The organism is Kribbella sp. NPDC006257 (assembly GCF_040613535.1).
GTDB lineage: Bacteria > Actinomycetota > Actinomycetes > Propionibacteriales > Kribbellaceae > Kribbella.
This window is the reverse complement of record NZ_JBEXSJ010000044.1, coordinates 17,881-31,668: the sequence shown is the minus strand read 5'-3', so window position 1 is coordinate 31,668 and position 13,788 is coordinate 17,881. Positions and strand designations below refer to the sequence as shown.

General features: G+C 67.7%; 13 protein-coding genes. 9 read left to right on the top strand and 4 right to left on the bottom strand.

Going from position 1 to position 13,788, the window contains the following annotated elements; translation table 11 throughout:
• Positions 1–72: 72 nt before the first annotated feature.
• The 3 genes from ABZ004_RS35450 to ABZ004_RS35440 are packed head-to-tail and all read left to right on the top strand — an operon-like array spanning position 73 to position 3,271.
• Positions 73–663: a TetR/AcrR family transcriptional regulator gene (locus tag ABZ004_RS35450; RefSeq protein ID WP_355685934.1), complete on the top strand. Its 591-nt coding sequence runs from the start codon at positions 73–75 to the stop codon at positions 661–663.
• Positions 663–1,415, top strand: coding sequence for an ABC transporter ATP-binding protein (locus ABZ004_RS35445; RefSeq protein ID WP_355685932.1), 753 nt, complete (start codon positions 663–665; stop codon positions 1,413–1,415). Before ABZ004_RS35450 ends, ABZ004_RS35445 begins: the two co-directional genes overlap by 1 nt.
• Positions 1,400–3,271 (top strand): hypothetical protein, encoded by a 1,872-nt coding sequence (locus tag ABZ004_RS35440; protein ID WP_355685930.1) that lies wholly within the window; start codon positions 1,400–1,402, stop codon positions 3,269–3,271. The genes ABZ004_RS35445 and ABZ004_RS35440 overlap by 16 nt, the downstream gene beginning before the upstream one ends.
• Here the strand turns inward: ABZ004_RS35440 and ABZ004_RS35435 are convergent.
• Entirely contained in the window at positions 3,215–3,418 is a 204-nt protein-coding gene (locus ABZ004_RS35435; RefSeq protein WP_355685928.1) for a hypothetical protein, read from the bottom strand. The genes ABZ004_RS35440 and ABZ004_RS35435 overlap by 57 nt on opposite strands.
• A 215-nt stretch (positions 3,419–3,633) precedes the next feature.
• Here ABZ004_RS35435 and ABZ004_RS35430 point away from each other — a divergent pair, with 215 nt between their 5' ends.
• Complete coding sequence (locus tag ABZ004_RS35430; RefSeq protein WP_355685926.1) at positions 3,634–4,608, top strand: helix-turn-helix domain-containing protein; 975 nt, start codon at positions 3,634–3,636, stop codon at positions 4,606–4,608.
• A gap of 43 nt (positions 4,609–4,651) precedes the next feature.
• Here the strand turns inward: ABZ004_RS35430 and ABZ004_RS35425 are convergent, their stop codons facing one another.
• Both ABZ004_RS35425 and ABZ004_RS35420 read right to left on the bottom strand, forming a co-directional pair.
• A complete protein-coding gene (locus ABZ004_RS35425; RefSeq protein ID WP_355685924.1) occupies positions 4,652–8,308 on the bottom strand; it encodes a S8 family serine peptidase in 3,657 nt (1,218 codons plus the stop codon).
• Positions 8,309–8,452: 144 nt separating this feature from the next.
• A complete protein-coding gene (locus tag ABZ004_RS35420; RefSeq protein ID WP_355685923.1) occupies positions 8,453–9,280 on the bottom strand; it encodes an alpha/beta hydrolase in 828 nt (275 codons plus the stop codon).
• Between the two features lie 19 nt (positions 9,281–9,299).
• On the opposite strand from ABZ004_RS35420, the gene ABZ004_RS35415 reads away from it, so the two are divergent.
• A complete protein-coding gene (locus ABZ004_RS35415; RefSeq protein WP_355685921.1) occupies positions 9,300–9,779 on the top strand; it encodes an alkyl sulfatase C-terminal domain-containing protein in 480 nt (159 codons plus the stop codon).
• 23 nt (positions 9,780–9,802) lie between these two features.
• On the opposite strand, the gene ABZ004_RS35410 is transcribed toward ABZ004_RS35415, so the two are convergent.
• Complete coding sequence (locus ABZ004_RS35410; protein ID WP_355685920.1) at positions 9,803–10,177, bottom strand: PASTA domain-containing protein; 375 nt, start codon at positions 10,175–10,177, stop codon at positions 9,803–9,805.
• Positions 10,178–10,222: 45 nt separating this feature from the next.
• On the opposite strand from ABZ004_RS35410, the gene ABZ004_RS35405 reads away from it, so the two are divergent.
• Genes ABZ004_RS35405 through ABZ004_RS35390 form a run of 4 tightly spaced genes read left to right on the top strand, consistent with a single transcriptional unit; the run spans position 10,223 to position 13,675 of the window.
• Entirely contained in the window at positions 10,223–11,014 is a 792-nt protein-coding gene (locus ABZ004_RS35405; protein ID WP_355685918.1) for a PrsW family intramembrane metalloprotease, read from the top strand.
• Between the two features lie 18 nt (positions 11,015–11,032).
• Positions 11,033–11,656 (top strand): PAS domain-containing protein, encoded by a 624-nt coding sequence (locus ABZ004_RS35400; protein WP_355685916.1) that lies wholly within the window; start codon positions 11,033–11,035, stop codon positions 11,654–11,656.
• Positions 11,640–12,770 (top strand): pyridoxal phosphate-dependent aminotransferase, encoded by a 1,131-nt coding sequence (locus ABZ004_RS35395; protein WP_355685914.1) that lies wholly within the window; start codon positions 11,640–11,642, stop codon positions 12,768–12,770. Before ABZ004_RS35400 ends, ABZ004_RS35395 begins: the two co-directional genes overlap by 17 nt.
• Positions 12,767–13,675: a hypothetical protein gene (locus ABZ004_RS35390; protein ID WP_355685912.1), complete on the top strand. Its 909-nt coding sequence runs from the start codon at positions 12,767–12,769 to the stop codon at positions 13,673–13,675. Before ABZ004_RS35395 ends, ABZ004_RS35390 begins: the two co-directional genes overlap by 4 nt.
• Positions 13,676–13,788: the final 113 nt, after the last annotated feature.

Below are 13,788 nucleotides of genomic sequence, written 5' to 3'. Positions count from 1 at the left end.
GACAAACAGGCGTGAGAGCGCTCCCAAACCATACTCGACGCCGCCTCTGAAGATGCGTGCTAATTTTTGAACGTGCGTACAGAAAATGAGACCTTCATCGAAGCGGCCCGTCGGGCCCAGCTCGCCGACTGCGCGATCGACGTGATCGCCGAGAGCGGTATCGGCAAGGCATCGATGGCCCGGATCGCCGAGCGGGCAGGCGTGAGCGTCGGCGTGATCTCGTACCACTTCGGCAACAAGGCCGGCCTGATCGCGGCCGTCGTCGACCAGGTCGCCAAGACGGCGGTCGCGCTGATGGAGCCGCGGATCGTCGCCCAGCCGTCGGCGGCCGACGGCCTGCGAACGCTGATCACCAGCAACCTGGAGTTCATGCGCCTGCACCCGAACGCGTTGCGGGCGCTGCTGGAGATCATCCGCGCCGACGACGGGGTGTACGCCGCGCAGGGCTCGCAGGCGATCTCCGACGTCGAGAAGGTCCTGCACTGGGGGCAGGCGTCCGGCGAGTTCGGCACCTTCGACACCCGGGTGATGGCGACCACGATCCGGGCCGCGATCGACGCCGTACCGACGCTGCTCAGCCGCGGCGACGACCTCGACCTGACCGCGTACGGCGAGGAGCTCGCCGACCTCTTCGACCGCGCGACGCGGAAGGAAGGCACCTGATGGAAGCGCTGGAGCTACTCGGACTCGGCAAGGCCTTCGGAACCCAGAAGGCCGTGGACGACCTCAGCCTCGCAGTACCGCAGGGCTCGTTCTTCGGCCTGCTCGGCCCGAACGGCGCCGGCAAGACCACCTCGCTGTCGATGGCGGTCGGCCTGCTCCGGCCCGACACCGGTACGGCGAAGATCTTCGGCGTCGACGTCTGGGCCGAGCCGGTCCGGGCGAAGGGGCTGGTCGGCGTGCTCCCGGACGGTCTCGGGATGCCGGAGCGGCTGACCGGTCGCGAGGTCCTCACCTACCTCGGCCTGTTGCGCGGACTGCCGGCCAGCGAGGTCGCCGCCCGTACGACGGAGCTGCTCGAAGTACTGGAGCTCGATCACGAGGACGACAAGCAGGTGATCGGCTACTCGACCGGGATGCGGAAGAAGCTCGGGCTCGCGGTCGCGTTGCTGCACGCCCCGCGCCTGCTGGTGCTCGACGAACCCTTCGAGGCGGTCGATCCGGTCTCGGCGGCGACCATCCGGACGATCCTGAACAGGTTCATCGCCGGCGGCGGCTCGGTGGTGATGTCGAGTCATGTGATGGCGCTGGTCGAGCAACTCTGCGATCGGGTCGCGGTGGTCGCCGACGGCAAAGTGGTTGCCTCCGGCACCATTTCCGAGGTGCAGGCAGGCGGATCGCTCGAGGATGCCTTCGTGTCCCTGGTCGGGGCGTCGACCCGTGGCGCCGAGGGGCTGGCATGGCTCTCGGTCTGATCCACGCGACCTCGCAGACGCTGGTCCGGATGCGGCTAGCCGCCCTGCGGCATGCGCTGCGCGACAAGAACCGGGTCTCGTGGGTAGCAGGCGGTGCGTTCCTCGGCCTGGTGCTCGCGGGTGGAACCATCTGGATTGCTGCTCGCGGTGACACCGACCTGGTTGCAGTGGCGGTGACTGTTTGGGCACTGGGCTGGATCGTCGGTCCGCTGTTCGCCGGCGGCGGCGACGAGACGCTCAAGCCGGAGTACTTCACCATCCTGCCGCTGCCGCCGCGAACCTTGTCGGGCGGACTACTCGCAGCCGCTCTAGCCGGCTTCGCGCCCGCAGTGAGCTTCGTGGCGCTGCTCTGCCTGGTGGTGGTCGGTAGTCAGCTCTCCTTCGGAGCGCTGTTGATCGCGCTGCCTGCCGTGGTGTTGCAGTTGCTCTCATTCGTGCTGGCGTCGCGGCTGGCAGTTGCTGTGTACGGCGTACTGCTGCAGGTGCGGGTCGGCGCGGTCATAGCTGCACTGGTCAACGCGTTCATCCTCGCGTTCACGGCGCAGGGCTGGGCATTGATCGCTGCGTTCATCAGCACCGATGTGCAGGGGACTGTCGCTCACGCAGCCCGGATTGCACCGTCTGGTTGGGGTCTGGCAGCAGTAGAGGCCGCCGGACGAAACGACTGGCTGCAGGTCGCCGTAGCACTAGCCGGGCTTGTGCTACTCAACGCACTGATGTTCGTCGCCTGGTCAGCGCTGCTAGTACGCCGTACGACGGCGACGCGCGCCGGCGTACGGGTTCGTCGCCCACTGTCGGCCGCTACTGCTGGCGGTGCTGCCGGAGCCAAGGAGATTCGCTCCTGGACCCGGGACCTGCTCTACGGGCACCGCGCGGTCTTCGCGATCGCCTATGGATTGTTCTTCTGCCTCATGCCGCTCGCGGTCGGCTGGAAGGCCATGCTTCCGTGGGCCGGCGCCGCTGCCGTAGTGATGGGCGGCGCGATGTTCTCCAACCTCTACGGCTCCGAGGGCACTGCCTTCTGGATGACGGTGATGACGCCCGGTTCGGCCAGAGCCGACGTCCGCGCCAAGCAGCAGTCATTCCTGCTCGTGTTCGGTCCTCCGAGCCTGCTGATCACCCTGCTGCTCACCTGGTGGTCCGGCTCGAGCAGTGCCTGGCCGCTGGCGCTCAGCACACTGCCGGCAGTCCTCGGCGGCGCAACCGGCCTGATCCTTGCCTCCTCGGTCTACTCACCAGTGCCGACCACAGATGCTCACAAGCGCTCCGGCAATCCCTTGAACTCGGGTGAGAACGAAGGCGAGACGATGGGCCTCGTCTACGTGATGCTCGTCCTGATCTCGCTCACCGGTGCTCCCGCATTGCTGGCCGCCATTGCCTGGTCGTGGTGGGGTATCCCGATCGGCCTCGCCACCGGCGTACTCAGTTGGTGGTACTTCGGCAGGCTGGCCACCCATCGGTTGGAGAAGCGGGGTCCTGAGTTGCTCACGCTGCTCCGGCACGGCCGCCAGCCAGGTCAGCAGGCAGCCGCGTCGTCTCTGTCGAGCAAACTGCAGCAGCTTCCCCCGTGGCGACGCACGTTGGCCGGCCTCTGCCTGGGGTTCGGGGCCATCCCGTTGATCCCGCAGGCCGTAGTACCGGCTGTCTTCAAGCTGAACGATGTCGATGCGAAGGCTTGGTTCCTCGCGCTCTATGTGTCCGGGCCCTGGCAGTGGCCGGTGATTGTGGGCATGGCTTCGCTGGGCCTCGGCATGTATGCGTTCGGCGGACTGACCTACTACCGGGCCGGCAAACTCAAGTCACCGCAGATGGAGGCGCCGGAGGATGCGGGCGGCGGGGGCGCGGTGGCGGCCTAGGCGGGTGGTGAGGGCGGTGGGATGGCTGCCGGGGTGGCGGTGGTCTCCGCGGTGTGGAGTGGTGTTGCCCGCGCCCAGCAGCATCCAGGCGGCGAGAACGGCGGCGGCAGCCAGGCCGACGAGGCCGGCGTAGTCAGTCCAGTGCATGGTGTTCTCTCTCGATGGCGGCTCGGGCGGGAGTCTCGCGATTGCGTCCTTCACCGGTAGTGACGGAGTTGCGCGGGTTTCGTGATGGCACTCCGGTGCCAGGAGTGCCAGAGAGCCCTGTTGGCCCAGATGTGCCGGATCTTGGCCGAAAATGCTCGCCACTGCGTTGGATCGCCTGGTTAGGTTGAGCTTCGAGCACGGGAGGGGAGGCGACGATGCACGACGGGTTGCTGGACGCCCGCGAGGAGCAGGCCTATCGGTTGCTGGTCGGGTTGTCCGTCGCCAGGTCGGCCGAACTGGCCGAGGTCGCGGAGCTCCCGCAGCAGGAGGCCGACGAGGTGCTGCAGCGGCTGCAGGCCAAGGGGCTGGTCGCGATCCAGCCCGGCGAGGAGCCGGTCTTTCGCCCGCTGCCGCCTGACGTCGCGCTCGGTACAACGTTGTTACGGCGGCAGGAGTCGCTGGAGTCTGCGCGCAAGACCGTCGCGTCGCTGAGCGAGGAGTTCCGGGCCAGCGCGAGTCGCCGCGACGCGCATCATCTGGTCGAGGTGATCGTCGGCGCCGCCCCGCTGCGGGACCGGCTCCGCGATCTGCAGAACTCGGCCCGCGAGGAGATCCTCTGGTTCTGCCGGGCCAATCCACTGGCGATGCAGGGTGCGGACAACACCGAGGAGTACGGCGCGCTGAGCCGCGGCGTACGGTATCGCGCTATTTACGAGCGGGCTCTGCTGGAGACGCCTGGTGAGTTGGACAGCATTGCCGAAGGTGTCGGTTGGGGTGAAGAGGCCCGGACGCTACCGACTTTGCCGGTGCGGCTGGCCATCGTGGACCGGGCTACTGCTGTATGCCCATTGGTGCGCGACAACGAGCTCGGCATCGGTGAGCCCACGGCCGCAGTGATAGGCCGTGGGCAATTACTGGACGCACTGCTTTCGCTCTTCGAGAGCCACTGGGAGCAGGCGACGCCAGTGAAGCTGCAGGGCGGAGAGCAGCAGGGTTCGGACGGGCTGGATGACTCGGAGCGGTTCCTGCTGTCGCTGATGGTTGCCGGAGTACCGGACAAGTCCATTGCATCCCAGCTCGGCATCAGCCGCCGGACGGTGCAACGCCGACTCGATCGGATGATGGCGCTGGCCGGTGTGGACACCCGGACTGGGCTGGCGTTCCAAGCAGCTAAGCGAAGCTGGCTGTAGACACAAGGGCGCGGGCAGTCTGCTACCTGCCCGCGCCCTGTGCTCACTTCAGTCCGTAGGCCCGGATGACCGTCTGGCTGATCTTGTTGCCCATGTTGTCACCGGCGACGACCCGGAGAGAGACAGTCCCCTTGCCTGCCGGTACTACGGCGACGTAGTGACCGTGGGTGCCGACAGTGACGATCCGCCGCCACGTCTTGCCCTCGTCGAACGACGCCTGCGCCTGCAGCCAGGTAGAACGAGGCGTGGCGACTCCTGCCTGCTGGTGAACCTTGAATCCGATCAGGTGCGGCCGTGCTGCCACCCGTCCGTTCAGATCCGTCGGCACCTCGTAGTCCACCTGCAGCAACGGCAGCGCGGTCGCAGTGGTCTCCGAGGCCTTCTTGGACCGGAAGTCCCAGACCGTACGAGTACTGGTCCCCCAGTTCCACTCACCGTCCGGATCCACCCGTGCCGTCGACAGGTCCAGCTTGTAAGCCGAATCGCCGCTGCTCGTGATGACGTCCTGCCAGGCATCGGGCAGCTCCGATACCACCTGACCGTCTCGGCTCAGCACTGCCGAAGCAGACGTGGTCTCACCAACCGTGTAGTGCCCGGCAGCGTCCACGAACGACGGGATCCGCAGCGACAACCTGTCACCGGTCCTGGTGGACACCAGGCCAGGTGCGGCCGCCGGACGAACCACCGGACCGAACCAGGTCTCCTTGGTGGAACCAGGGCGGTACGACTGCGGCACGGAGGTCATCCCACCGGCTAGCGGGTTCATCGAGTCCCAGGTGAAGAGGTGGTGTACCCGGTGCTGCCAGAGCGAGTCGCCGGTCGTCACCCACTCCTCGCGGACCTTCGGAGTCTCGACGAAGCGCTGCTGGTCGTTCCAGGAGTACGTCTGCCACGGCCGCCAGCCGAACCGCTGCTCCTTGGCCCAGTTGAAGCCACCGTTGTCGGCGTACGAGGTGGTCACTCGCGCACTGTTCGCGGCACTCACCTTGTAGGTGATCTTCGCGGGGATCCGGCCGGCCGAGACCTGCTGTACGTCGTACAGGTAAGGGCTGGAGGTGGTCAGCATCAGGTCGATCGTGGCGTGGCCCTTGCGGGCCCGGTCGATCAGCTTCTGGCCGTCCTTGGTGGTGGTGACCATTGCCGGGATGGGTTCGCGCTCGCCGGTCGGGTTCCAGACGGTCCAGGCCGACCAGTCCGGCGGCCGGACCAGGATGACGCCTGCGGCACCGGCTTGGGCTGCGGCAGCGATCTGCGCCTCCTCGTCGCCGTCCTCACTGTCCTTCAGTACGGCGATCGCGCCCTTGACGACCGTTGTGGTCAGCGGGAATTGCTTCTTGCCGGCCAGGGACGGCGACTGGTGCAGCAGGTTGATGTCCAGTGGCCCGGAGACGCCAGGGATGGACGCCTGCACGATCGGTGCCGCCAGCTGCCAGCGGGACGAGAACTCGAAGCTGCCGTCGGCGACCGGCTTGGTCGGCGTGACCAGGACCTGCTTGACCGTGCTGAAGTGCATCACGCCGTGAGCGATGCTGCGGCCGTTGCCGTACACGCGGTGCACGTAGTAGCTCAGCACTGCCTGCTGCTCCGACGGCTTGGGCGTCTCGATCGTGATCGGAACCGCCTTGCGTGCGTCGATCACCACCTCGATGTCCTTGTTCACCACGACGTTCGGGTCGGTGAACAGGCTGACCTTCTCGTCCTGCGGGTCGTTGTTCTCGACGAGCGAGTGCAGCAGGTACGTGCCTTCCTCGACCACGGCCTCGTAGCTGCCACCCTCACCGATCCACGCCAACGTGTCGGACCGCGAGTTTTCGCCGTACAGAGAGACCACCGGTACGCCGGTTGGCTTGCCGTCGAGGCCGACTGCTCGCAGGGTGACCGTGTGGCTCGGTCCCTGGCGCAGTGCTCCGACTGCGGTGTGCGTGAGGATGCCGTCGGGGCCAGTGGCAACGATCCAGCCGCTGTAGAGACCACGGCCGAGCTTGGTCGCGTCCACTGCCACCGGTACGTCGGTGCTTCCGCCCGCCGGCACAGTGATGCTGCTGGGCACCGTGAACGCGTCGGTCTCGGGGGTGTGCGAGTCCAGGTTGTCCACTGCGGCCTTGAGGTCCAGGGTGACCGGTGCGGTGCTGTCGTTCCGGTAGGTGACGGTCCTGGTAGCGGACTCGTTCGCCAGAGCGAAGTCGGCCACGCCAGTTGCGAACACCTTCTGTGAGATGGCTCGAGCCACGTCGACTCGGCCGGCGCCCTGTGCGTAGACGGTCTGGTCGGCAGCGGTCTTCGCGGTACTGACCAGTGCTTCCTTCAGGCGGTCTGCCTTCCAGTCGGGGTGTGCCTGAGCCATCAGGGCGGCAGCGCCTGCCACGTGCGGCGTGGCCATCGACGTACCGGAGGCTGCCGTGTAGAGGTCGTCCAGCGGCTGGCCCATCTCGGTACCGGCGGCGCGGGCCGCGACGATGTCCACACCAGGTGCGGTGATCTCCGGCTTGAGGCCACCGTCGCCGAGCCGCGGTCCGCGACTGGAGAAGTCGGCCAGCTTGTCGTCCCGGTCGACCGCGCCGACCGTGAGCGCGGAGGTGGCGGCGCCCGGCGTACCGACCGTCTGGTCCGCGCCCTCGTTGCCGGCGGCAACTACGAACAGCATGCCGGTGCGAGCGGTGATGTCGTTGACCGCCTGGCTGAGCGGGTCCGTGCCGTCGGTGGCTTCGCCGCCGAGACTCATGTTGACCACCTTGGCGCCCTCGGCGGCGGCCCACTCCATGCCGGCGATGATCCCCGAGTCGTAGCCGTAGCCGTCGTCACCGAGCACTTTGCCGATCAGCAGGTCGGCCTTGGGCGCTACCCCCTTGCGCGTGCCGCCCGCACCGGCTCCGGTGCCCGCGATGGTCGCAGCGACGTGTGTGCCGTGACCGAAGTGGTCGACAGTTCCGCTGGGGCTGTCGGAGAAGTCCACGGCCTTCTTGACCTTGCCGACAAGGTCAGGGTGGTTGGCGTCGACACCTGTGTCCAGCACTGCGACAGAGACGCCAGTGCCTTCGTAACCGGCCTGCCAAGCAGCAGGAGCGCCGATCTGCGGCACGCTCCGGTCGAGTACCGCCTTGACCTTGCCGTCCAGCCACACCTTGGTGATGCCGCTGTTGAGCGCGCGAGCCGTCTGCGAGGGCTTCAGCGACTGCCAGAGCGAGGTGAGCTCGCCCTTGCCGGCCCGGATCGCGGTGGCGCCGATCGACGGGAGCTGCCGGACGGTCGTCGTACCGGCGAGTGACTGGGAGCGGGCGGTGCTCTGGTCGGCGTACCGCACGATGAGCGGGAGGCTGCTGGCGGTCGAGTCGCCGAAGCCGTCGGCGATCAGCTCGTTCACGTCGAACAGGTTCGCGTCCAGGACGCCACTGGAGATGTACGGCACCGCGTCACTCGGCAGGACGCGCAGCCCGCCGTCCACCTCGATGGTGTGGAACGCGATCCGCTCCCGGCCGGGCGCGGGGGTCACCGAGGCGGCCTTCTTCCCACCGCCGGCGTCGGACACCTGCACGACGTCGCCGGTGACCAGCGTGACCTTCTGTACGCCGGACGCGGGGCCCGCCGTGGTGCGCGGGGTGGCCCGGCCGGAGCCGGGTGGAGCAGCGGTCGCCGGGAGCGCCGTCGTACTGATGACCAGAACTGCCGCGAGGATGGCGGCACGTTTCTTCGGGGAGGACATGGGTGGGACTCCTTCGAGAGGTTAGGGGCAAGCACCTCTTCCGAGTGAGTCTGCGGCCGCCCCACCCCGTTCCACCCTGTCCACCCCTGCCGTCCCTGCGCCATGTCCCAACAACGCCAGGTCTGTGGACGAGGACGCAGGTACCTACAGCGACACCTGGCGGAAGTCTCCGCTCGAGGTGAAGAAGTGCTCGAGGACGGCCGCGAACGACTGTGGGTCAGCGACGTGGGTCTCGCCGTCGATGGTCCGGCGCTCGGCGTTCGGTAGTGCTGCGGCGATCGTGTCGGCGGCCTCGTCGAAGAAGCTGGGCCGCAGACCTTCGAGGTGCGGGTCGGGTCCCCCGCCGGTCGCCACGAGGACGGGTTGCGTGATGCGGGCCAGTCGCCCGACCGGTGGCTGCCCGTCCCCGAGGCAGGCTGCGTCGTACGCCAGGGTGGGCGCCAGCACCTCGAGTCCGGGCCAGAACGATGAGCTGCGTGCTCCTGAGACGTCCTCTTCGGACGATCCCGCGAGCCGCATGAACAGCTCGACGGCGTCCGCGTGCCGCCCGTCGGCGAGTAGGACGGTCAGTTGGTCGACGTACTCCGCCCAGTGCCGCACCATCGCGTCGTCGGCCATGTACGGCACCTCGTAGACCGCGACCGAGTCGACCGCGAGCCCGGAGGCGGCGGCTTCGAGCGCGAGTGCGCCGCCCGACGAGGCGCCGAAGAGACGGCTCGACCGGCCGGCCTCGCCGATCAGCGCATCGATGTCCTCGATCTCGCGCTGCAGGGCGTACGGCGCCGTGTCGCCGCTCTCGCCCCGCCCGCGGCGGGCGTAGTTGTACGTGGTGAAGTGCCGCGCGAGCTCCGCCGCCAGCGGCTCGTTCTCCGAACCGTCGTCGAGCCCACCGCCGACCAGGATGACCACCGGCCCCGATCCACGGCGCTCGTAGGCGATCCGCGTCCCGTCCTTCGACCTCACGACGTCCATTCCTGACTCCCCTCGGCAGGTGCGCTCACAAGCTGCCGAGATCGTGCGCCGGCGCAGGTTCGCGCCGAGCAGCACGTCGGCGTACGAGCTGACCGAACGCGGCCGCGCGCTGGAGCCCGTGCTGGCGGCGATCAGGCAGTGGGGCGCCGAACTCCCGGTCGACGAGGCGAACCCGGACCTGGGCGCCGATGCGCTGTTTTTCGCGCTCAAGTCCACGTTCGATGCCGAGCTCGCCGATGGGCTCGACGCGGTAGTCCAGCTCGACGTCGGTCACGACCGGTTCCGGGTCGAGGTCGGCCAGGGGCGGCTCGGGATCGCCCGCGGCGAGGTCGCGGACCCCGACGCCGTCATCACCGTGGACGCACCAGCCCTTCAGTCCCTCGCGTTCACCGACCGTCGCCTCCTGGACGCTGAACAGGCCGGCGAAGTCACGCTGTCCGGCAACCGCGAAGCGGCCGAACGCTTCTTGAACTGCTTCCCGATGTCTGTTCGGTCCTGATTCGTTCGCTGGTGGGTACCCAGTTACTCGCCGATCTTTTTGGAGCGGAGGAGGATTTTGGTGGTGAGGGGGACTCGGGTGCCGCCGGTGGGCAGTTGGGAGACGACTACCCAGTTGCGGTCGTTGATGAGGAGGCGGCCCTTGCCGGTGGCGTCTTCTTCGGTGAGGTAGAAGAAGCCTGCGGCTTGCATGGTGTCCTGGGCGAGTTGGTGGTTGACCCCGACGACGTCAGGGACAACGCCGCTGGCACCTGTTGGTGTTGAGGTCGGCGTCGGGGACGGAGTCGCGGTGACTGTGACGGTGGGAGGGCCGACCGGCTCTCCGGTGCCACAGGCGGTGCCGGCGACTAGTAGGAGCGTGCCGCATCCCAATATCGAACCGATTCGCAGTACGCGCACTGTAACCACCTCCTCCTTCGACGGTAACCGGTGCAGGATCAGAACATGACGGCACAGCAGGTGGTTCGTAGGTGGGCTTGGCTCGGCACGCTGGTGATCGGTAGTGCGCTGTACCTCGCAGTGCTCGCAGTGCTGTCCGATACGGGCAACCCGAACCTCTTCCCGACGCTGATCCTGCTCGGCGCGCTCGTCGTACCGCTGACCTTCGTCACGTTCGCAGCGGGCCGCTCTGGTCGCTGGCTGATCGACGGGCCGACGCTGGGCGGCGCACTGATCTTCGGCGGCGTCATCGGGGTCGTGGTGGCCGGCCTGCTCGAGTACGACGCGATGCGGAAGCTCGGTGCGCTGCCGATGCTCGGGGTCGGCCTGATCGAGGAGGCCGCGAAGCTGGTGATCCCGGTCGTGCTGGTGCTGTTCTTCGGGCACCGGTATCGCTCGGTCGGTGGCGGCATCGTCATCGGGGTCGCGGTCGGCACGGGGTTCGCCGTACTGGAGACGATGGGATACGCGTTCGTCGCGCTGCTCCAGTCCGGCGGCAACGTCGGTGCTGCCGAGCAGACGCTGTTCATCCGCGGTCTGCTCTCGCCCGCCGGACACGCCGCCTGGACCGGGCTGACCTGCTGGGGACTCTGGCGGTTCGCCGTACAGCCGACCGGGAAGCGGTTCCTGGGCTTCGTCGGCCTGTACGCCGTGGCGGTCGCGCTGCACACCACCTGGGACGGGATCGGCGGCCGGGTCACGTACGCCGTGGTCGGGGTGATCAGCATCGGCCTGCTGCTCTTCGGGCTGAAGAGTGCCCAGCGCGGTGAGGCCATTTCTGGATCTTTTGTCCAATGAGGATGTAATGTCCACAGCATGGCCCACCCCCTCGCCCCTGTCTGTGAAGCCGTGGCGTTGCTGCTGTCGCCGCACGCCGAGGTGGTGCTGCACGATCCGGAGACCGACGAGATCCTCGGCATCTGGAACTCGCTCTCGGACCGGGCGGCCGGCGATCCGTCGTTGCTGGGCGAGCTCACCGAGCTGACCGAGACCGGGCCCGACGTCTACGGTCCCTACCCGAAGTCGCTGCCCGACGGCCGGCGGCTGTCCAGCGTCAGCGCGGTGGTCCGGGACGCGGCCGGCAAACCCGAAGCCGTGTTGTGCGTCAACGTGGACCGGACGGCGTTCGAGGAGGCCGGCCGGATCCTGGCGGCCTTCGCCGCACCCATGACCGGGCAGCCCCGCGTGTTGTTCGAGCACGACTGGACCGAGACGCTGAACGACCTCGTCGGTGGTTTCGTCCGCGAGCGTGGTGTCGCCGTCGATCGGCTGACCAAATCGGACCGGCTGGAACTGCTCGCCCGGCTCGACAAGGCAGGCGTCCTCAGCCAGCGCAGATCCGTGCCGGCGGTCGCGCGGGCCCTGCGGATCTCCCGGTCCGCCCTCTACCAACTGCTAGCGCAGGCACGCAAGGAGCCGAACGATGCCGACCCTTCCTGACTTCAAGCTGGAGACCTACTTCTCGCGGTGGGAGTTCAGCGCGCGCTATCACCTGACCGCGTCCGACGCCCAGACCGTCGCCGTCTCGGAGCTGCTCGAACTGGCCGACGACGACGGCCGGCGCCGTTGGGAGACGCTCGCCCTCGGCTACACCGAGACACGAGGGCTGCCCGCGCTCCGGGAGGAGATCGCCCGCACGTACGACGTCGTCGTACCGGAGGACGTGTTGTGTTTTGCCGGGGCAGAGGAAGCGCTCTATCTCGCCATGAACGTTCTGCTCGACGTCGGCGATCACGCGGTCGTGCTGACGCCGAACTATCAGGCGGCCGAGACGATCCCGCTCTCGCGGTGCGAAGTGACCGGGGTTGCGTTGCGGGCGGATGACGATTGGTCGCTCGACGTGGACGCGATCGAGCAGGCACTGCGACCGAACACGAAGCTCGTGTCGGTGAACTTCCCGAACAACCCGACCGGCGCAGTACCGGATCTGGAGACCTGGCAACGGTTGGTGCGGCTGTGTGATGACCGCGGAATCACCTTGTTCAGCGACGAGGTTTACCGCGGGCTTGAACTCACCAGGCCTTCGTTGCCGCAGGCAGCGGATCTGTCGCCAAAAGCCCTGTCCCTGAACGTGATGTCCAAGGCCTACGGACTGCCCGGTCTGCGCATCGGCTGGATCGCCTGTCGTGACCGGGAGGTCCTGGACCGGTTGGAGCGGGCCAAGCACTACACGTCGATCTGCAACTCCGGACCCAGCGAGATCCTCGCGCTGATCGGCCTGCGGGCTCGGGATCGCCTACTGGCCAGGAATCGGCAGATCGTTGCCACCAACCTGCCGTTGTTCATGGACTTCTTCGGCCGGCATCGGGAACTGTTCGATTTCGCTGCCCCACAAGGCGGTTGCGTGTGCTTCCCGCGCTACCTCGGCGCCGAGGGTGTCGAGACGATGTGCGCGGAGCTGGTCGAGCAGGCCGGCGTACTGCTGCTGCCCTCGAGCATCTACCGCTCCGAGCTGACCGAGGTCCCGGCGGACCGGTTCCGGGTCGGCCTCGGCCGGTCGGGGCCCGAGGAAGCCCTGCAGCAGTGGGAGAACTGGCTGGACAAGCGCGGATGACCTTGCCCGTCTTCGGAGCTGCCGAGATCACCGAGGCCGCTTCTCCCGAGCTGATCTTCCGAGCGGTCCGGGAAGCGCTGATCGCGCACGCCGAGGGCCGTACGTCGGTTCCGCCGCCGATGGTGCTCGAATTCCCTGCGCAGCAAGGCGATTGTCATGTGAAGGCCGGCCATGTCGACGGTTCGCCGCACTTCGCGGTGAAGATCGCGAGCACCTTTGCCTCGGTCAACAACGGGCTGATGCTCGTGGTCGACGCGACCACCGGCGTACCGGCTGGGGTGCTCGCCGATGAAGGGCTGCTGACGGCCTGGCGTACTGCGGCCGCCGGTGCCCTGATCACGCACGCGATGTCTCCGACTGGCATCGACGAGGTGGCCGTTCTCGGCACCGGCGAGCAGGCTCGGTTGCAGGTGGAGTGGCTGCGCAAGCTTCGCCCTCTCAACAGAGTCCGTGTCTGGGGTCGACGGCCCGAGGCAGCCGATAACCTCTGCCGGGCATTGCAGGCCCGCGGGATCGACGCCCGGCCGGATGCGCTCGACGCTGGGGCGCCGATCGTCATCACCACGACCGCTGCCCGGAGCCCGCTGCCCGTCGAGGCCTTCCGTACGGCGCTGCAGGTCACCGGCGTCGGCACGGACATGCCGGGCAAGCACGAGTTGCCGGAGCAATTGTTCGCGGGCGCGCTCGTCGCGACCGACGATCACGCGCAGTGTCTCGATCACGGCGACTTCGGCAACGCAGTACGGGCCGGTGTCGTTGCCGCCGACACGGATATCGCGGTCGGGACTGTCCTGCGCGACGGGCGACCGGCGTACGACGGATTGTCCATCGCGGACCTCACTGGTATTGGTGCCGTCGACGCCGCGGTCGGCTCCGCCGTACTGCGGGCGCTGACCAAGAGCTGACCAGCATTCCATCTGGTCTATTGCGCCATGTGCAACGCAAAATGCAGCCATTGCTCGTGCGGACCATGGCGTCGCGGAGCGCAAGCGGAAGGCTACGCTCTCACGACTTAGTA